The sequence below is a fragment of the Bartonella sp. AA1HLJMS genome (assembly GCF_042197445.1).
Classification (GTDB): domain Bacteria; phylum Pseudomonadota; class Alphaproteobacteria; order Rhizobiales; family Rhizobiaceae; genus Bartonella.
The window spans coordinates 13,061-32,062 of the sequence record NZ_JBHIRW010000013.1 but is presented as its reverse complement, the minus strand read 5'-3'; the positions used below and the strand labels follow the sequence as shown (position 1 = coordinate 32,062).

General features: G+C 36.1%; 14 protein-coding genes. 5 read left to right on the top strand and 9 right to left on the bottom strand.

Features of this window, described 5'->3' with window-relative positions:
* Positions 1-350 precede the first annotated feature (350 nt).
* From ACFIQE_RS05160 to ACFIQE_RS05150, 3 genes are all read left to right on the top strand, one after another.
* A complete protein-coding gene (locus ACFIQE_RS05160) occupies positions 351-752 on the top strand; it encodes a hypothetical protein (protein ID WP_375613121.1) in 402 nt (133 codons plus the stop codon).
* Between the two features lie 161 nt (positions 753-913).
* Positions 914-1,363, top strand: a complete 450-nt coding sequence (locus ACFIQE_RS05155) for a hypothetical protein (RefSeq protein WP_375673796.1) — start codon at positions 914-916, stop codon at positions 1,361-1,363.
* Between the two features lie 944 nt (positions 1,364-2,307).
* Positions 2,308-5,061, top strand: coding sequence for an autotransporter outer membrane beta-barrel domain-containing protein (locus ACFIQE_RS05150; RefSeq protein ID WP_375707347.1), 2,754 nt, complete (start codon positions 2,308-2,310; stop codon positions 5,059-5,061).
* A 972-nt stretch (positions 5,062-6,033) separates the two neighbouring features.
* Here ACFIQE_RS05150 and ACFIQE_RS05145 read toward each other — a convergent pair.
* The 5 genes from ACFIQE_RS05145 to ACFIQE_RS05125 form a co-directional block, all read right to left on the bottom strand.
* Positions 6,034-7,299 (bottom strand): acetyl-CoA carboxylase biotin carboxylase subunit family protein, encoded by a 1,266-nt coding sequence (locus ACFIQE_RS05145; RefSeq protein ID WP_375707346.1) that lies wholly within the window; start codon positions 7,297-7,299, stop codon positions 6,034-6,036.
* Positions 7,296-8,156 carry a DMT family transporter gene (locus ACFIQE_RS05140; protein WP_375707349.1) on the bottom strand — a complete coding sequence of 287 codons (861 nt, stop codon included), beginning with the start codon at positions 8,154-8,156 and terminating at the stop codon, positions 7,296-7,298. The genes ACFIQE_RS05145 and ACFIQE_RS05140 overlap by 4 nt, the downstream gene beginning before the upstream one ends.
* An 80-nt stretch (positions 8,157-8,236) precedes the next feature.
* Positions 8,237-9,004 carry a DUF6421 family protein gene (locus ACFIQE_RS05135; protein ID WP_375707345.1) on the bottom strand — a complete coding sequence of 256 codons (768 nt, stop codon included), beginning with the start codon at positions 9,002-9,004 and terminating at the stop codon, positions 8,237-8,239.
* Positions 8,938-9,315, bottom strand: a complete 378-nt coding sequence (locus ACFIQE_RS05130; RefSeq protein WP_375707344.1) for a hypothetical protein — start codon at positions 9,313-9,315, stop codon at positions 8,938-8,940. Before ACFIQE_RS05130 ends, ACFIQE_RS05135 begins: the two co-directional genes overlap by 67 nt.
* Before the next feature lie 107 nt (positions 9,316-9,422).
* On the bottom strand, positions 9,423-9,881 hold the full coding sequence (locus ACFIQE_RS05125; RefSeq protein ID WP_375621409.1) for a prephenate dehydratase domain-containing protein: 459 nt from the start codon (positions 9,879-9,881) through the stop codon (positions 9,423-9,425).
* Between the two features lie 749 nt (positions 9,882-10,630).
* Between ACFIQE_RS05125 and ACFIQE_RS05120 the strand changes: the two genes are divergently transcribed.
* Positions 10,631-11,413 (top strand): ATP12 family chaperone protein, encoded by a 783-nt coding sequence (locus tag ACFIQE_RS05120; protein ID WP_375707343.1) that lies wholly within the window; start codon positions 10,631-10,633, stop codon positions 11,411-11,413.
* Between the two features lie 34 nt (positions 11,414-11,447).
* On the opposite strand, the gene ACFIQE_RS05115 is transcribed toward ACFIQE_RS05120, so the two are convergent.
* The 4 genes from ACFIQE_RS05115 to uvrA form a co-directional block, all read right to left on the bottom strand.
* Positions 11,448-11,993 (bottom strand): hypothetical protein, encoded by a 546-nt coding sequence (locus ACFIQE_RS05115; RefSeq protein ID WP_375621407.1) that lies wholly within the window; start codon positions 11,991-11,993, stop codon positions 11,448-11,450.
* A 156-nt stretch (positions 11,994-12,149) separates the two neighbouring features.
* Complete coding sequence (glnA, locus tag ACFIQE_RS05110) at positions 12,150-13,559, bottom strand: type I glutamate--ammonia ligase (RefSeq protein WP_375611514.1); 1,410 nt, start codon at positions 13,557-13,559, stop codon at positions 12,150-12,152.
* A 59-nt stretch (positions 13,560-13,618) separates the two neighbouring features.
* Complete coding sequence (locus ACFIQE_RS05105) at positions 13,619-13,957, bottom strand: P-II family nitrogen regulator (protein WP_015856528.1); 339 nt, start codon at positions 13,955-13,957, stop codon at positions 13,619-13,621.
* Positions 13,958-15,022: 1,065 nt separating this feature from the next.
* Positions 15,023-17,938, bottom strand: a complete 2,916-nt coding sequence (gene uvrA, locus ACFIQE_RS05100) for an excinuclease ABC subunit UvrA (protein ID WP_375706708.1) — start codon at positions 17,936-17,938, stop codon at positions 15,023-15,025.
* Positions 17,939-18,268: 330 nt separating this feature from the next.
* On the opposite strand from uvrA, the gene ssb reads away from it, so the two are divergent.
* A complete protein-coding gene (ssb, locus tag ACFIQE_RS05095; protein ID WP_375606669.1) occupies positions 18,269-18,775 on the top strand; it encodes a single-stranded DNA-binding protein in 507 nt (168 codons plus the stop codon).
* The last annotated feature ends 227 nt before the right edge of the window (positions 18,776-19,002 follow it).

The following is a 19,002-nucleotide window of genomic DNA, read 5'->3' as shown; positions in this document are numbered from 1 at the left end:
GACGATCACAATCCCTACCTTCATGTTTCTCATACCCGTACGCGGGGGGGGCTTAATTCAGCATGTCAATGCTATTTATTTATGGGTACCACAACTGTTGGCGCAATAATATAAAATATCTATTTTGGTTGTAATCAAAATATTGATAATAATTATAAGCATATCGTTGATAGATAGATGATTTTAGTAATAATTTTACCGTATTTTTGATATAATAATTATGGCATAATCTTCGGAAAGATAAAATAATATAGGTTGATAATGTTCATCATTGTTTTGGAAATAAAAAACAGTATGTAAAATAATTTATAGATTGTTTCGTAATATCAAAATTACTCAAGGATAGGAAAATGAAGCAGATTTTAAAATTATTAAGCGGGATAACCTTATTTGTTATGGCTGGATGCTACCCTGAGCAGCCTTCTCGAACAGCTGTAGATGCATGGGAAAAATCCGGTGCTGATCAGCTTGAGATCAAAAAAGCTCTGTTAGAATGTGGAATACAGCATCTTGATGGTCGTCTTGATACAGAAACAAGTACTGATGAGAAATTCAATGCTGAGGAGTCTGTGAATGCATGTATGATCCAAGCAGGTTTCCAAGATAAATTGGGAAGAATGAAGTGGTGTGAGAAATATAAAAATCTTCCAATTTGTCAGCCTGATGCTGTTATTCCTCAGCGAAGTGTAGAGAGGCGCTTGAATAGTCCTCATTGTGAAGAGCATAAAGAACAACCTGAATGTCAACCTTAAGTATTGAGGCTGCTGTAATCAAAAATCCTTCCATTCTTGTTTTTGCATGGGGGGTGGGATTGTTTCTTCAATATCTATATGCTAACAAAAGTCATCTTGCGTGTGAGAAAATATTAGAAGATTTATCAGTCTTTCTATCGTAAATATTGACGGAGGGGGAAATGAAAAAAACATTGAAATTATTGATTGCTATAATTTTATTAAGCTCTGCTGGGTGTATTAGCAAACCTCCCCCATCGACGTTAGAATTATGGGAAAAGTCTGGTGTCAGTAAGTCTATGGTCCAACAAGCACTGTCAAAATGTGGTTGGAAACCAATCTACGCTTCTTCTAAAAATATGGATTCGCGTGCAAGTGATTTTGCAGCAGTTTATGAGTGCATGACTAAAGCAGGTTATCGGTACAAATTACAAGATTCAAAGGGAATCTATTTTTCATCAACGCCGCGAAGTGATTCATTTTTAGTCAATTTAATGGTAGCAGGGTATCAGCAGGTTATGGACAATGATACTTTTGGTGTAACCAATTCGACAAAACAAGAGCGAGATTTGATGTTACGTTTTGAAAATGATAAAAAGCGCCAGAAAATAAAAAAAGCTTTGCACAAGTGATCATCAACAGTAGAACGTTAATTTTTAAAGCAATAATTAAATAAAAATATTAAACGGGAGAAGAGAGATATAGCTCTTTTGTCTCTAATGTAGTTATATTCATCAGCTACGAGATTGGCAATAGTGTTGTTGTCAGATGATGCTAGCCGAGGAGAGTGAGTTGTTGTTTAGAGAAATTTATTCAATATAAAGAATGGCAAATAATAGCTTTGCTAAAATATCTTCCTTAACGATAATAAACAGATAGCTTTCATAGAGCTAATTTTGATGAAATTTTATTTTGGTGTTTTTTAAGTTCAGAATGGTGAGTGTTTTACTGTATTTTAGATTTTATCAAAAGATCTAAAATATTACATTTATTAATTCAAATCATTGATGATAGGGTATTAGGAGAAGTTTTTTATTTATTCAAATTTCTTTGTTAGATATCTAGCATTTTTAATATAGAAATTGTGTACATCAGCTTATACATTAGTGTGCAATTTCTTGTTTTTTTGTTGTAGTTGAAGAGATGATGCGGTTATAGATTTCGTATACTGTATCTTTTTGTGCTGTGTTTTATTAAAACGTTTTAATCGTTTAATCTTAGAAGTTATTCTCATTTTGTTGTATTTTTATTTTTCGGTGGTGAGATAAATTGAATATTATATCTCTTCAAAATTCGCATTTTTTCACGTTTTTTTAAGATTGGTTTTTGGGCCTTTTGTAATTGCAGTTTTCAGCGGTTTTTGAGATGCCTTCTTTAGAGGGATTGTCCTCCTAAATGGTATTTTTAAACTTTTTGTTCTTTCTTTACATAAAACACAAAACATATTATTGAATGCTGTAATTTATCATAAAAATAAAATAATTTTGTTCGTTTTATTCTTGTTGTGTTTAATTTGTGGTTTATTTTTTTGCCAGCATTTTTTGTTTTTGTTGAAAAAAGAAAGTTTTGAAAAACAATGATAGTCAAGGTATCTAACAATCACTTGTATTCGTGCGTTTTTACAGCAGCTATTTTTTCTTTTTTGTTAAATATAAATATTGAGGCACATTCTCATTCATATACATCACTGTCATGTGACAAAAACAAATTACCTTATGAATGCAGTGATGGTTCAAAGCATACAATTAGTGATAAAGTATATAAATTCACGGCGCCTGTTAAAAAAAAGAATGGGGAGGATCGTTCTCTCATGTTACCTGCTGCTATAGTAGTACAGGAGCCAAATACAGTTATTGAGGCAATGCGTGTAGAGGTTGAAGGGACTGCAAGTATAGAAGATATTTATGGTGTTTTTGTATCACAAGGGGGAAAAATTGTTTTGAGCGATTCAGCTTTTAAAAATGTATCAATAGGTCTTAAAGCTGATAGTGGAATGATTGAGGTTAATCGTGGAACAATTGAGGCTTCTCAGATTGCTGCTTATGCAGAGAAGCGAGGAGCATCTGTTACGTTAACGAATACAAAAATTAAAGTGGAAGGTTTGGGTATCGGTCAAGAGAGTGCTCTTTTCGTTAGTGCTGATGCGGGTATTCAGATGAAAAGTGGATTTATTGATGTGAATGATGCTGCTGCGCTTTATGTGGGGAGAGGGGGGAGTGCGACTTTAGATGGTGTTACCATTGCTTCAAAATATCAAAAAACAGAAGACAAAGAAAATACAAATGAAAAAATTATACATACAGTTTTCAATGTAAAACATCAGGGTTCTGTTTATGTAAAAAATACGAATATTATTTCTACGGATGTTCATATTTTAACAGTTGGACAAGATTCTAACACGCCATCCAATAACGGCAGGGAAGGAAATATTTTAATTTCGCGGGTTAATATTGAAGATTCAACAATTAAAGCAATAGGTAACAAACAAGGTATATATTTTGAGAGGGATGGGGAAAATGATGCGTATGAACAGGGGCTTGTCTTTTTGAAAAGGACGATTTTTGAGGTTCCAGATGGGACAGCTGTTCATAGCCATAACAGTCGTATTTATATTGGAGTAACAGAAGGTACAAAAATTTTTGGTGACTTATTATTAACAGCTGAAAAAGGGGGAAGTGTAGCGATTTTGGCTAATTCTTCTTCATTGATAGGAGGGACTCGTGTTGCCGATGATTCTATTGCTGAGCTTTATTTAACAAGGGGATCAAAATGGTTTTTGACAAAAAGAAGAGAGATCGATTTGCAAGTTGCAAACCGTACAAGTTCGTCTATTTCATTTGTGAAAGTTTCTGATAGTTTTATTGCTTTTGAGACTCCAATGTTTCAGGAGTATCAGACACTTCATATTGGGAAGGGAGAAAAAGAAGTTTATAGTGCGCAAGATAGGGCAGATATTTATCTCAATACGTATCTCAGTAGGGATGGTTTGCTTGATAATACAAAAACTGATCGGCTTTTAATACATGGTGATGTTTCTGGAAAAACAACAGTTTATGTGCAATTTGTTGCAGGAAATCAGGGTGAGATAGCAACCGGTGAAAATGCTCATAGTATTTCACTTATTCAGGTTTCTGGAAAAGCGGCAGAGGATTCTTTTCAGTTAAATCGTGCTTATATCGCATTAGAGGGTTTGCCTTACCAATATTATCTTCATGCTTATGGTCCAGCTTCTGCTCTTGGAAATGCACAAACTTCTCAAAGATTGGTTGAAGGAGATGGAGATTTTTGGGATTTTCGCCTTGAAAGTAAATATATTCAGCCTGTTTTAGAGGTGTCTGCTATTCCCCCTTCTGAGTTAAAGGTCAGAGAGGTTGTTCCACAAGTTCTGACCTATCTTTTGTTACCAAATGCTTTGTTTCATGTTGGGCTCATGGATATTAGTCATCAACAAAAGCAGTTGCAAGTTAGGCGGTCTATTCCTCGTAAATTATTAAAAGTTGAAGGGAACTTTGCTTTATCTGTCCACGGTTATGGTGGGAGTTATCGTTATGTCTCAGATCTTTCTACACTTAAATATGGGTACGATGGTCATGTTGATTATAACGCTATAAAAACAGATATTTTGCTCAAAACAATAGATGGTGCATATAGTACGACATCTTTTGGGATTATGGGAACCTATGGAAAGCTTTCCTTACAACCTCATAACGTGGAACAAAGTCAAAAGAGTACATTTAATAAATGGTCATTTACGGCATATGCTAGTGTGAAACATTACACTGATTTTTACGTAGACGGTCTTTTATCTTATGGTTTGTTTAAAGGGGATGTGCGTAGCCGTGTTTGGGGTAAGACGGCGACATTCAAAGCAAATCCTTTGAACGTGTCGTTTTCTGCTGGTAAAGTGTCTATGACAGGATATAAAGATCTTATTTTTGATCCACAACTTCAGCTTATTTATCAACATCTTCAATTTGATAAGTTTCGTGATATTGATGGATTTGATGTTGAGATGAAAAAAATAGATCAATGGTTTGTGCGTGTTGGTGGGCGTTTAAGTAAAACATTTACAGCCTCTGATAAGGATTGGATCACTTCTTTTTATGGCAATATTCATTTTGCTCATTGTTTTGATAAAGAACAATTTGTTCATTTTAAAGATGTTTTCCAGTTGGGTTCTTTCGGTTCTTCCTTAGAAACAGGTTTGGGTATCAATGCGCAGTTTTCTTCTAAAGTTACACTTCACAGTGATCTTAGCTATCAGCATAGGTTAACCAAGGCTGGTTTTTCTGGAGTTCATTTTTCTGGTGGTTTGCGCTATCATTTTTAATAAATCTTTTTAAAAATAATAAATGTGATTTTTAAAGTTTTGTTTTATTGTCGTGATTTAAACCATTGATGATGCAGCAATTTTAATTGCTTCTTTTAATAATGGTATCATGTGTTTTAATAGGTATGGAAGGATCACGTTGATTTATTTTTTATCTGATTGATAGGGGAGCTTAAATGCTTCAAAAAAAATGATAATGAGACTGTAAATCTATTTGTGTTATTTTTGCTATAAATATTGGGGATGTGTTTGTCATCAGCTTTTTAAAATAGTAGCCTTATTATCCTATCATGTTGTAAAGACTGGCGTTTGAGGTCGCTGATATCAATCATGAAAGGCAGGGAGACATTGACTGTTGATTAAAAGCTTTTGCTGTTAAGCAAAGGAGGGGATATATGCAATATACAGCTCTATCGTTTCGTGGATGATGCGTATTTTTTTGCTTTAAAATTTTGCAAAAAGCGTTTTTGAAGCTGTTCGTATCGTTTGCATTGTTGTCGATGGATAATAAGAAAAGTGGTAAAGCATGATCACTTTTAACATCAAATTCAATATCTTCAGTTCTTAATAAAGATAAATCCTTTAAAAAAATTGTTCTAATGGCTGTATTGAATATATGAACAAGATCATTGTCTTATTTGTTAAATAGATATGAAATATAAGTTTTATATCAAAGTGGGGAGATAAGATTTTTTTCTTCTTTTAAGACGTGGGGAGAAGAGGTTGATCGTATCAAAAAAATCGTTCATAAGTTCTTATTATTGTTTCAAATATAGAAACATTGAAGAGCTTTTATTAAAATGGGGTGTAAAAGTAGATTATATCTTCCTCAATTCCTGTTTTTTTTTAAATATGCATCTTTAATGGAAAAACGTTTGCAAAGTTTTAGGCAATCGCATTCGCATTGTAATTTCGTTTGTATCGATAAGATTTATATCAAAGTTCAGGGACAGTAAAAATATCTTTATCGGGCTATTGATAAACATGGTGTTTCCATATGATGCTTAAGGTATCATCGAGCCATTTATGGTAATTGCGTGCTTCTTCGTTTGAGTTATGAACAGAGAAAATAAAACCAGGATATCCACCAAATGCTGGTGGAGGTGGTGAAATGTGATTGGTTTCAAAGAAAATGATAGTTCTGGCGGTTTGAGGATGCTGTGCAACCTTATCTAGACCTGAAAATCCAGAAAACCGTCCATACCCATGAAGAGGAATAATATAATTTGCCGCCACTTTTTTAGCTGGGAGTATATCGGGAAGGTCTAAGTTTTTTTCAGCTAAAGCGGCATTCATACATAGTTTTGCAAATGAAATTCCTGTGCCTTGCTCAACAATAAAATGGGAAACACCTGATCCACCTATACGAGCGCCTATCTCAATGATATAAGGTAAATTATTAGCATCTAGGCGTAGCTCTACATGGGCAGCACCCATATTTATACCAAGAGCTTTAACTCCAGAGCATGCAGCCTCACATAAAGCAATAATTAAAGGATCATCTATATCACATCGTTGACGATAAATTGTTTCTTCAAACCATGGTCCCTCAGGCTGTCCCTTGTCTCCAACGGATAGAACGTGTACACCTGCTGTATCAACAAAGCATTCTACGACAAACTCTTTTCCTGGCAAATACTGTTCTACGACTAAGCCTACAGGTTTACTTTTATCATTAAAACGTGCCATGTCTTTATGCTGAACATTCCATACGGCTTTAATGAGATCAGGAAGTTCAGCGGAATTTTTAGCTAACATGACGCCTGCACTTGCCCATCCAGAGACAGGTTTAATAACGACTGGATAATCCAAGGCTTGTGTTTTTGATAGGTCTTCTGGATGATCTATATAAAAGAATCCTGGTGTTCTTAAGCCTGCTTTAGCGAAAGTTTGACGCATGAGATATTTATTTCTGGTTAATGCTGCTACTTCTGGTTCAATACTTGGAGTATTGATTTTTTTTGCAGCCAAAGCTGTCCATAGGATGGCTTCTTCGCGAAGGGTCATAACCCCAGCAATATTGCGTTCTTTTGCTCCTGTTGCAAAAGTGTCTAGAGCTGCCTCTGGGTTATCAAAAACAGGAAGTTGCCAAGTTGAAGTGACTGCTGCGGGGTGTTGAGTGGGAGCGCTTTCAGCGGTATCATAGATCATTATTAATTCGATATTAGCTGCTTGTGCTGCTTCAAATATAAATGGTAATTTTGCATTGCGCTGGCAAACTAACGCGAGTTTTTTCATTTTGTTTCCTCATTAAATTTGGAATTTTGGGCACGACGTTTCTGTTGCCATGTAGATACCTTTGATGCATCTATAAATAAGAGTGTCATCCCTATAACAACTACAATCATAGCAATTATTTTGATCATATTGAGGGAAGGGCTCGAGCCGATTATCCATTCACATACAACCACTGCAAAAGGGGATAATACGCCGATAGTGTTGGCGTATAATACGCCTCCTTCGGCTAAAACTTTTTGGTATAATACGTAAACTGGTGCCGAGCAAACAGTTCCTAAAATCAATATTTTAAATATATCTTCTAACTTAAGATATAAGAGTGGGGCAGGATCAAAAATAAATAATGGCATAAATGATGCTGCAGAAATTGTCGTGATCCAAGCCAGTGAGGTGAGCAAAGGTAAATTTTTAAGATAACGTTTAGACAATAAGCCATAAGCAGAGTAAGAAAGGGCTGCTGTTAAAGCAAGAGCTATTCCTATTAGGTTGTATCCACTTTCTCCACTGTTTATATTGAATGCTACAGCTGCTACACTGACAATTATCACTCCACTAAGCTTCAGCCATGAGAATTTAAGGACATTTGTCAATGCACCTAATATATAAGTAATTCCTGGAATAGTAGCGAGCACCATGGTTAAATCACTGGCTTTGAGTGATTTTAATGCACCAAAGCTGCATACAAAATATAACGAGAATCCTAACACTGAGAGAATTAAAAAAGAAGGTATCATGGAAAGTAATGGTATGGATCTGAAAACAGCTTTCTCACGAAATACTGCAATCAGCCATAAGGTAGCAGCGGTGGAAAACAACCTAAGTCCAACCGCATGCATGACGGGTATATTGCTAACCAAATTCTTAGATAATAACCAACTTATGGAAAACAATGCTAGAATGGCAAAAGTAAATAATAATAATCGTCCTTTTATAAAACTCAATGATTTAATCCTCTAATCACTCGCTGTGCATAAGATGATGTTGAAAAATTAAATCGTGACTGTGAAGTTTGCGGCTTACCAAGATTATTTTGGATATAATCTTTAGCTCCTGCCAAATAAGCGTCATCATCTAATGCTTCAAGTGCTTCTATATCTGCTATCATCAATATTATTACTTTTTCAAGACGCTCCAAATCAAATTGAAGATAACCTTGATTTGTTTCAATCAATGCTTTGTTCCGCATCAATATTTCAAAAAGCAAGATCCCTGTACCAGCATCGAATGTCATATGCTGATCAGAATCTTTTGGATAACGAAATATGCGTTCTAATAGGATAAATTCAGTTATTTCTTTCCAAAATTTTGGATGATTTTGTAGCATAATACGCACTGTAATTAAATCAACTTTAGTTTCTTCTAGAAGACCTGTAAACCAATTTAATTTTATATACAGATTTTTATCCAATGGCCGCGGTCCGGTATGATGTGCATAGTCATGATAATAGCCCCACAAACAGCGAGCATCGTAAATGTCTTCTTTGGATAAGTTACGACTATGCAATTGACCGAACAGGAATTTACTATCTCGACCGAGTAAACGTTCAGCTTCCACAATTGTTTGCTTGTTGTAAATATCAAAGAATTTACTGAAAAAAAACAAAGCAAATGCTTGCTTATCAATTTTTTGAGCAGCCGCTACAGATTCTGGGAATAGAACTTGCCTTCTAAAAATCCCTTTGATGCTATTCCCATTTTTATACATTGAAATGGTGATAGATAATTCTTTGTATATTTCGAGGCGTCAGAAAGATAGGCCGTTTCATGACGATATCCTGTAACTAATTCCAGCTGGAATCCTTCTGGATCAGGTCCATTTGTTGCACGCATTGGAGCCAAGAAAAACAAGGGAGCATCTGGTAATGGGGCTTTGAAAGCAGCCAAAGTGTTATCAAATTGAGGAGGGGGCGTTAAACCGCTGAGCATCCACTGAAGAAGATCATCAGAAATGATCGCTAAAAGTTTTGGAGATAATCCATCAAGAATATTAGCATGGTGGTTCAGCAGAGTGATCAATTCATTGGATCATATTACTATCTGCTGAAGTTGGTTCCTTAATGCTCCCATTTCGTTCTTGGCGCATACGGAATTTGTCAACTAAGTTAACAATGGAAAGAAGCACTTCAGATTTTTTCATGATTAGTTGACTTTAGTGAGTGGAGCAAAAAGGTCATTGGCATTTGTTCAAAATTTTCGATAATATTCAGCTTATAGCGATTTGCCGCAACCGATGTTGTGATACAAGCATCGGCTTTTTCAGCCTTACAAAGAACGGCTGCATCAGCATTGCTGTTGGCAAATACTTTGTCATATTGATGAGCTACCAGAGATTGCGGGGCAGGATGAGGCGCTATGGTTTTAATTTCATCAATGTTATTGCGTTTAGCTAAAACCATAGAGTGAGTAGGCATGATAAAGCTGTCAAATAATTGCATATCACCTAAACGGGTAAATATGAGTGTATGCAAATCAGGGGAAGCAGCACAACTTAAGAGATAAGCATCTTTTTTTTGAGCAAGTTCATTAAATGCTTCTTCAAGAGTTGCGTATAAGATAATACGGGATCTCGAGTCAGTGGACAAAATATTTTTATTGTGATTGTTAAGCCACTATTGTTCTGCTGCTGCACAGTTAGTATCTGCAAGGCCAAGTGTATAGATAAAAGTATTATTTTCAGATTGCATGATCTCTATTCTTTATAAAAATATGCCTAAATTTAAAATAGTGTAATATGTAGAGTATATCAAGCACAATGCGTTAAATAATTTAGTGCTTTATAAAATAATGTATATATGAAAGAAAATTTACAATTATAATTTTGTCTGTTCATTATTCTATCATGCCGTAAAACATCGTCGTTTAGGGGAGTAATTGAGCAGGAAAAATTCTATGCAGGGTATTTATTGGATATGTTAGAGAATTATTGGAATGGTTAAGCGAAGGTGAATGACACGTAAACCGCACTGCTCTATCATTTTTTGGATGAGCAGCGTTTTTGAATCTGTTCATATTGATAATACTATTATAGGTGAATAATAAGCAAATTGGTAAGGCGTGAACATCTTTGCCATAAAACTCAATATATTTAACTTCTTAATTAAGATAATACTTTTAGAAATTGTTTTACTATTATGATTGTATTAAATATATAAAAGGCAATCATCATTGTCTTGTTTGTAAAAGAAACATGAAATATAACTCTTAAATCAGATTGAGATTGGCAAGATTTTTTTCTTCTTTGGAATCGTTAAGAAGGTCAGATTAAACCTTATTGAAGCTACAGAACCTAAAGAAACAGTCGTTTTTTTGAAAAGATCAGAGGTAAACAAATATGCGTGAGATTTTGGATCATTTTGATATGCCATTGAATAAGAAGAGTTCTGTTCAAAAGATTCAAAATCTTTCATGCCAATCACACCCAAAACGGTTTTATAAGCAAGTGAAGATCGCTTGTGAGGAGGTCGGCTTTACGATTTTATTGGATGAACGTCCCGTAAAAACGCCCGCAAGGCGTCATTTTCATGTGCCATCAGAAGTGTTTGCTGAATATGTTGCTCAGGAATTTGAGAACCAAAAGCACGTTGTTGATCCTGCAAAAATGCCGATGACGCGTTTGGTTAATACTGTTATTGATGGTATCGCTGATGATATGCAGGTGGTTTTTGAAGATTTATTGCGTTTCGTTGCATGTGATATGATCTTTTATCGTGCACAGACACCTAAAGAGTTGGTGCAAAAACAATCTGAGCAATGGGATCCTTTATTAGATTGGGCAGAAAAAAAACTGGGTGCAAGGTTTTATTTGACAGAAGGGCTGATGCATGTGGAACAATCACCAGAAGCACTTCAAGCTGTGAGTCATTATTTACGAAGCGTTGAGTCTGCTTATATGCTTGCTGCACTTCATATGATGACAACCTTAACGGGATCTGCTCTCATTGCTCTTGCTGTTGCTGCGGGAAACATTGATGCTGATCATGCTTGGTCTATTGCCCATTTAGATGAAGATTGGATGATGGAACAATGGGGAATAGATAAAGAAACAATAGCACGCCTTGCTCATAAAAAAGTTGAATTTAATGCTGCTGCTACAATTGTTACAACTTGTTTATAGGGGAAAATCTTTTATTTACGTGCATTCTTTTGGCTCAGAGTATTTTTGTGACTTTTTGAGGATTGGTTTTTACTTTATCAAGTCCAGGAAATAGTTCATTAGTTATGGTTAAGAGCGCTTCGTCATTGCCACGGATAAAATACCATTGGTTATCGTGAAGTAGGGCAATAATTTCAGTTTGAATAGAGCATTTTTTCCCAGCATTTGTTGTGGTTACAAGCTCCACGGGTATAACAAAATAAGGGGTACCATTATCAAGGGTACCTTCACGTTTTTGTTTTTGATCAATGTTGATCGTTTCAATCTTGTAACTTTCTGCCAACCGTTCTATTTGGCTTTTCATGATTTGTAGAAATTGTGATTGATTAAGATTTTTTTTGGCGGTTAAGCGGTTGATGACTTGGGGAGGAATAGCATTTAAGATGGCATTTGCATCGGCATTTTTAAGTGCTTTACTATAAGCAGATGTTGCTTTCTCAAGAGTTGTAAGTTTTTGGTTGGTTATTGTATGTGCTTTAGTTGTTGATGTGATAAAGACAATGCATAAAAGAACGGGAACGAGAAAACAAATTCGCGGCATTAGAAACCTTTGTTAATTCATTTGAAGAGATTCAATACATTATAAAGGAAAAGCGGACGAGCAAAAAGCCTCTTGCGCTTTTGCATGAGAAGAATATCCACAAAAATGGAGGCTTTTGCCTCCACTTTAAAAATCAAAAGAATGCGTATTGATTGTTTAAACAGAATAGTACATATCAAATTCAACAGGATGGGGTGTTGTTTCGTAACGCAAGACTTCTTGCATCTTTACTTGAATGAAGGAATTAATCTGATCATCATCAAAAACGTCGCCAGCTTTAAGAAAGCCACGATCTTTGTCAAGTGCTTCAAGCGCTTCACGCAGGCTTCCTGAAACAGTAGGGATTTCTTTAAGTTCCTTTAAGGGAAGATCATAAAGATCTTTATCCATAGCATGTCCGGGATGAATTTTGTTTTTGATACCGTCAAGACCAGCCATTAAAAGGGCTGCAAATGCCAAATAGGGATTTGCTGTTGGGTCTGGAAAACGAACTTCTACGCGTTTTGAATTTGGTGAGGAGCTCATAGGAATACGGCAAGATGCAGAACGATTACGTGCTGAATAGGCAAGAAGAACAGGAGCTTCATAACCAGGAACCAAACGTTTATAGGAGTTTGTGGATGGGTTTGTAAAAGCATTTATTGCTTTTGCGTGCTTAATAACACCACCGATAAAAAACAGACAGGTTTCTGATAGTCCAGCATATTCATTTCCTGCAAAAATGGGTTTGCCATCTTTCCAAATGGAAATGTGGACATGCATTCCAGAGCCGTTATCACCAAAAACTGGTTTCGGCATGAAGGTTGCTGTTTTCCCATAACTGTTTGCTATTTGATGTACAACATATTTAAAAATTTGCATCTTGTCAGCCTCGCGAACAAGTGTATCAAAACGAATACCCAATTCATGTTGGCCTGCTGCTACTTCGTGATGGTGTTTTTCGACCTGTACGCCCATATCCTTGAGTGCTGTGAGCATTTCAGAACGCATATCTTGGCAGGAATCAATCGGCGGAACAGGAAGGTAGCCTCCCTTTATTCGTGGGCGATGCCCTAGATTTCCTGTTTCATATTCCGTATCATCATTAGAGGGAAGTTCACTTGAATCGAGTTTAAACCCTGTGTTGTAAGGGTCCGTTTTATAGCGCACATCATCAAAGATAAAAAACTCTGCTTCTGGACCCACATTGATTGTATCTCCAATGTTTAAAGATTTCATATACACCTCAGCCCTTTTGGCGATAGAACGAGGATCTCTACGATAAAACTCACCAGAGACAGGATCAAGTACATCACAAAATATGACCAAAGTAGATTGAGCAAAAAAAGGATCAATATGTGCTGTTGCTGGATCTGGCATTAAAACCATGTCAGATTCATTAATTGTTTTCCAACCAGCAATTGAAGAACCATCAAACATGACACCATCACTAAAAGTATCCTCGCTGATCTCTGCGATATCCATTGTAATGTGATGCAATTTTCCTCGTGGATCAGTAAAACGTAAATCAACAAAACGGATTTCGTTGTCTGTAATCTGTTTGATAATATCTGATGCGGTTGTCATATTCAATTTCCTTAATATGGCGTTGAGGTGGATAAAAAAGTGAATTTTCTCGTTATTTATTAAAGGGCATCGATACCGGTTTCGTCCGTGCCTATACGAATTGCATCATCAATGGAAAAGACAAATATCTTTCCATCCCCTATATGTTTGGTTTGAGCTGCTTTACGTATTGCATCAACAGTTTGTTCCAGTTTTTCATCGGACACAACAATTTCAATCTTTACTTTAGGTAGAAAGTCAACAACATATTTCGTACCACGATAAAGTTCTGTATGTTCCCTTTGACGACCAAAACCTTTCGCTTCTGTTACTGTAATACCATGTAACCCAATTTTTTGAAGCGCTTCTTTCACTTCATCAAGTTTGAAAGGTTTTATAATGGCTTCAATTTTTTTCATGCTGAAATTATCTCCAACGTTATTTTGTCTTTTTAGACTGCATCACATTATATTGACAACTGTAAGATGTCCAACAGATACTTTGTGCACAAAAAGTCGAAAATAATGACACTCTATGCTCTGTTAGGAGAGTTTCTTTTGTAGAATACAGCCAAATACTGTTTTTTGAGAAAAAAACTTACAATTCTTATACAAGAATTCAAATAATATAATAAAAGAGTTTTGTTTCTTTTTTATTAGATAATATCTTGACTTATAAGGATAATTAGACGCTCTCCACATTGAATGAGAAACTCTAATAGCGTAAGATTTTCTCATTTTAGATCCTTTTATCGTCAACCAATCAAAACGATACCTTTATATATCATAAATAGTTATGAGTGTGTGGATAACAACATTTGAAAAAAGAAATAAAATGCTTTTTATGAAAGCTTTCGATAATTAAAGGCTTTACAATATTAGGGAGTAGGGAAGACAAATATTGGAAAAGAGTGTGATGATGCCGATTCATAAATGTAAAGATGGTGGTGTACAATAATGAGTTTATCATTATAGCATTCATAGGAGCCGTCGTGAAATAGGCTTGAGAGCATTGAGAAATGTTTCTTTAAAACAGATGTGGGAATTGGCAACGCAAATATATTCCGTTTGGGGCGTTTTGTTCCTTCGTGAGGAATGTGATCTTCATTAAGGAACGCGATAAATAAAAGTGTGAAGCAATGGCAATCTTCATTATAAGATATTGCTGTGGATGCCTTGGAAAATCATAAAGATAAATTAAAAGGAAATGGAAATATAGAAATTTATTTATACCCTTAAAACTTCATATTCTTCCCAGTTTAGGTTGTCTGGTCGTTTCAGGTATAAACAAAACAGAGAATAAATACGCAATTATGTGCGCGTTCCTATTTGGCAATACGACAACTGAAACAGCTTATAAAGCGCTAAATTGTTTTTAGTCTTTGCTTCAAACGTGTTGCACCACTGGAATTAGGTGTTGGTTTACAGGTAATAATAAAAGTACAGGCTTTGTTAGTATGCTGTATTTTACAATAGAAAGCGTTTCTAAGAATTGGAATTATAGAGAGATGGGCGCAGTAAAACATCTTTTAGAAATTTTCCCGTATAGGAAGCGGGAACCTTAATGATGTCTTCAGGGCGTCCAATTGCAACAATTTTACCACCGCGATCTCCACCTTCTGGTCCTAAATCAATAATCCAGTCGGCTGTCTTTATAACATCAAGGTTATGTTCAATGACTATAACTGTGTTGCCTTGCTCGACTAGTTCGTGAAGCACTTCAAGAAGTTTGGAAATATCATGAAAATGTAAACCTGTTGTCGGTTCATCCAAAATATAGAGTGTACGTCCCGTTGTTTTACGAGAAAGTTCTTTCGCAAGTTTTACACGTTGTGCTTCCCCACCAGAAAGTGTGGTTGCTTGCTGTCCTACTTTTATGTAACCCAATCCTACTTTAATGAGAGTTTCCATTTTATTATGAATAGCGGGAATAGCTTGGAAAAATTCCTCTGCCTTTTCAATTGTCATATCCAAAATATCGGCTATAGACTGTCCTTTGAATTTTATTTCTAGTGTTTCTCGGTTATAGCGTTTTCCTTTACAGACATCGCAAGTAACATAGACATCAGGTAAAAAGTGCATTTCAATTTTGATGACTCCATCACCTTGACATGCTTCGCACCGTCCTCCTTTCACATTAAATGAAAAACGCCCAGCTTTGTAACCGCGGGCTTTTGATTCTGGAAGATCGGCAAACCACTCACGAATCGGTGTAAAAGCACCTGTATAGGTTGCGGGATTAGAGCGTGGGGTGCGTCCAATAGGAGACTGGTTGATATCGATGACTTTATCAAGAAATTCTAATCCTTCAATTTTGTCATAGCTGGCAGGGCTGTGATGAGAGCCCATGATATGATGTGATGCTGCTTTGAAAAGCGTTTCAATAAGAAATGTTGATTTTCCTCCTCCAGAAACACCAGTTATGCATGTGAAGGTTCCAAGAGGAATATTCGCATTGATATTTTTGAGGTTATTGCCTTTGGCGCCGATGACTTTAAGTGTTTTCGTTTTTGATATTTTGCGTCGCTCTGTAGGCATTTTAACAGCCATTTTTCCTGAAAGGTATTGGCCTGTGAGAGAGGCTGAATTTTCTATAATTTCCTGCGGTGTTCCTTGCGCTATGATTTCTCCACCATGAACGCCCGCGGCAGGCCCCATATCGACAACATAGTCTGCTGTGAGAATAGCATCTTCATCATGTTCAACAACAATAACTGTATTGCCAAGATTGCGCAAATGGCGCAGCATTTCCAACAGGCGTTCGTTATCGCGTTGGTGTAAACCGATAGATGGTTCATCTAAAATATAAAGAACGCCTGTAAGACCAGAACCAATTTGAGATGCCAACCGAATGCGTTGGCTTTCTCCCCCTGAAAGCGTTCCTGAATTTCGAGACAAGGTAAGATATTCCAATCCTACATGATTTAAAAAAGCCAAACGTTCACGAATTTCTTTTAAAATACGTACGGCGATATTACGTTGTTTTTCTGTGAGATGTTGATGAACATTGGCAAACCAATTATCTGCTTTTAGAATAGAAAGATCTGATATTTGCCCAATATGCATTCCGTTGATTTTTACAGCAAGTGCCTCTGGTTTTAAACGATAACCGTGACAAGCTGGGCAGGGCGAAGAAGACATATAACGTTCGATTTCTTCTCGAGACCAAGCAGAATCGGTTTCTTTCCAGCGTCTCTCCATATTAGGGATGATTCCTTCAAAAGGTTGGGTCATTTTATGCGAACCAGAATTATTTTTATAGATAAAAGAAATTTCATCTCTTTTTGTACCGTAGAGAATAGCCTGTTGTGCTTCATTAGAGAGTTCACACCATTGATCTGTGAGTTTGAAACCGTAAGCTTTTCCTAATGCTTCTAAGGTTTGTTTATAGTAAAGTGAATCTGATTTAGCCCAAGGGGCAATGGCGCCATTCTTGAGGGTAAGATTTTTATTGGGCACAATTTTCAGTGGATCCATTGTTTTTTTTATGCCCAGTCCATCGCAGAGAGGACAGGCGCCAAAAGGATTATTGAACGAAAAAAGGCGTGGTTCAATTTCAGGAATAGAAAAACCCGATACAGGGCAGGAAAACTTTTCTGAAAAAATGAGCCGTTTGTGTGTATCATTTTTTGATTTATGAGCAGATTCCTTTGTCGTTTCTTTTTGTGCTAAGGGTTGGTCTGCCATTTCAGCAATGGCAAGCCCATTTGCTAGCTGTAAACAGGTTTCTATACTATCAGCCAAGCGAGAGGTGATATCCTTTTGTACAACAATGCGGTCTACCACGACATCGATGTCGTGTTTATATTTTTTATCAAGAGGTGGAATATCAGCGATTTCATAGAATTTTCCATCAACTTTAGCGCGTTGAAATCCTCTTTTTAAAAGATCTGTTAGCTCTTTTTTATATTCTCCCTTTCGTCCTCGCACCAAAGGGGCCATAATAAAAATTCGCGTTCCTTCTGGTAAGGACATAATTTGATCCACCATTTGGCTTACTGTCTGGCTTTCAATAGGAAGTCCTGTTGCAGGAGAATGAGGAATGCCAATACGGGCAAAGAGAAGGCGCATGTAGTCGTGGATTTCAGTAACGGTCCCTACCGTTGAACGAGGATTGCGACTGGTTGTTTTTTGTTCAATGGAGATAGCTGGAGAGAGACCGTCTATGCGGTCGACATCGGGTTTTTGCATGACTTCCAAAAATTGGCGTGCATAGGCTGAAAGGCTTTCGACATAACGGCGTTGTCCTTCAGCGTAAATTGTATCAAACGCTAAGGATGATTTCCCTGATCCAGAAAGTCCTGTTATAACAATGAGTTTATCACGAGGCAGATCGAGATCAATATTTTTAAGGTTATGCTCACGTGCACCGCGAATGGAGATATATTTTTGATGAGTCATACTTTATCCTTGGCATATGTGGCAAAAATTGAGCACCTAAAATGGAATAAAACTGTTTTTTTAGAATTACAATGTGTTTAACTGCTTTAATGCAAAAGGAAGGTATAAGTTTTGTGAAAAAAATACAAATGAGTAGCTTTTTATTCTCTCGTGGTGGAATAAACTATGCGTTTTTATCATCTTTTGTTATAATTACACTGAATACAATATTGGTAAAGGATAGCAATACCTATATTGATGGTCAATTGCGACATGTAAATTGAAGGTCAAGATGGTTATAACTGTTATAGAACAGAGTATTTTACAAATTAAAATTTTGGAGTTTATGCGATGGCTGGTAGCCTTAATAAAGTTATTTTAATTGGTAATCTTGGTGCGGATCCTGAAATCCGCCGTTTGAATTCTGGTGATCAAGTGGCAAATCTGCGTATTGCTACTTCAGAAAGTTGGCGCGATCGGAATACAAATGAGCGAAAAGAACGCACTGAGTGGCATAGTATTGTTATTTTTAATGAAAACCTTGTCAAAGTTGCAGAGCAATATTTAAAAAAGGGGAGCAAAATTTATATTGAGGGGCAGTTACAGACACGAAAATGGCAAGATCAAAATGGAAATGACCGTTATACGACAGAGGTTGTTTTGCAAAAATACCGTGGTGAATTACAAATGCTTGATGGGCGCGGAGCAGCGGGTGGAGAGCAGGGAGCAAGTCAAGGGGGGAGTTACAGTGGTGACTTTGCTAATAGTAGTTCAAATCAAAGAAATACTTTTGGTCAAAATAATAACCAATTAGGAGAAAGTTTTTCACACAAATTAGATGATGATGTTCCTTTTTAAGAGGCTTTAAAGTTGCAGTATTATGATTGCTTTATGGTTTGTTTGTTTTAGATTTTTGAAGTTTAGCAAAGTGAAAGTTGTTAATTATTATTGGTAATTTAAAATATAAATTAATAACATCTTGAAAAATATTGTTAAATTTCTTTTTTGTTATGGGAGAGAAATTAGCATTTTTGTGTATTTTTCGATATAAACCGATATAAATAAAGTGAAATGATTCTTTTTTG

What these genes read in the sequence shown, in the direction of transcription:
- ACFIQE_RS05135 (WP_375707345.1), bottom strand. Translation starts at nt 9,004, where the DNA reads ATGTATAAAAATGGGAATAGCATCAAAGGGATTTTTAGAAGGCAAGTT.
- ACFIQE_RS05105 (WP_015856528.1), bottom strand. Translation starts at nt 13,957, where the DNA reads ATGAAAAAAATTGAAGCCATTATAAAACCTTTCAAACTTGATGAAGTG.
- ACFIQE_RS05115 (WP_375621407.1), bottom strand. Translation starts at nt 11,993, where the DNA reads ATGCCGCGAATTTGTTTTCTCGTTCCCGTTCTTTTATGCATTGTCTTT.
- glnA (WP_375611514.1), bottom strand. Translation starts at nt 13,559, where the DNA reads ATGACAACCGCATCAGATATTATCAAACAGATTACAGACAACGAAATC.
- uvrA (WP_375706708.1), bottom strand. Translation starts at nt 17,938, where the DNA reads ATGACTCATCAAAAATATATCTCCATTCGCGGTGCACGTGAGCATAAC.
- ACFIQE_RS05120 (WP_375707343.1), top strand. Translation starts at nt 10,631, where the DNA reads ATGCGTGAGATTTTGGATCATTTTGATATGCCATTGAATAAGAAGAGT.
- ACFIQE_RS05160 (WP_375613121.1), top strand. Translation starts at nt 351, where the DNA reads ATGAAGCAGATTTTAAAATTATTAAGCGGGATAACCTTATTTGTTATG.
- ACFIQE_RS05145 (WP_375707346.1), bottom strand. Translation starts at nt 7,299, where the DNA reads ATGAAAAAACTCGCGTTAGTTTGCCAGCGCAATGCAAAATTACCATTT.
- ACFIQE_RS05150 (WP_375707347.1), top strand. Translation starts at nt 2,308, where the DNA reads ATGATAGTCAAGGTATCTAACAATCACTTGTATTCGTGCGTTTTTACA.
- ssb (WP_375606669.1), top strand. Translation starts at nt 18,269, where the DNA reads ATGGCTGGTAGCCTTAATAAAGTTATTTTAATTGGTAATCTTGGTGCG.
- ACFIQE_RS05155 (WP_375673796.1), top strand. Translation starts at nt 914, where the DNA reads ATGAAAAAAACATTGAAATTATTGATTGCTATAATTTTATTAAGCTCT.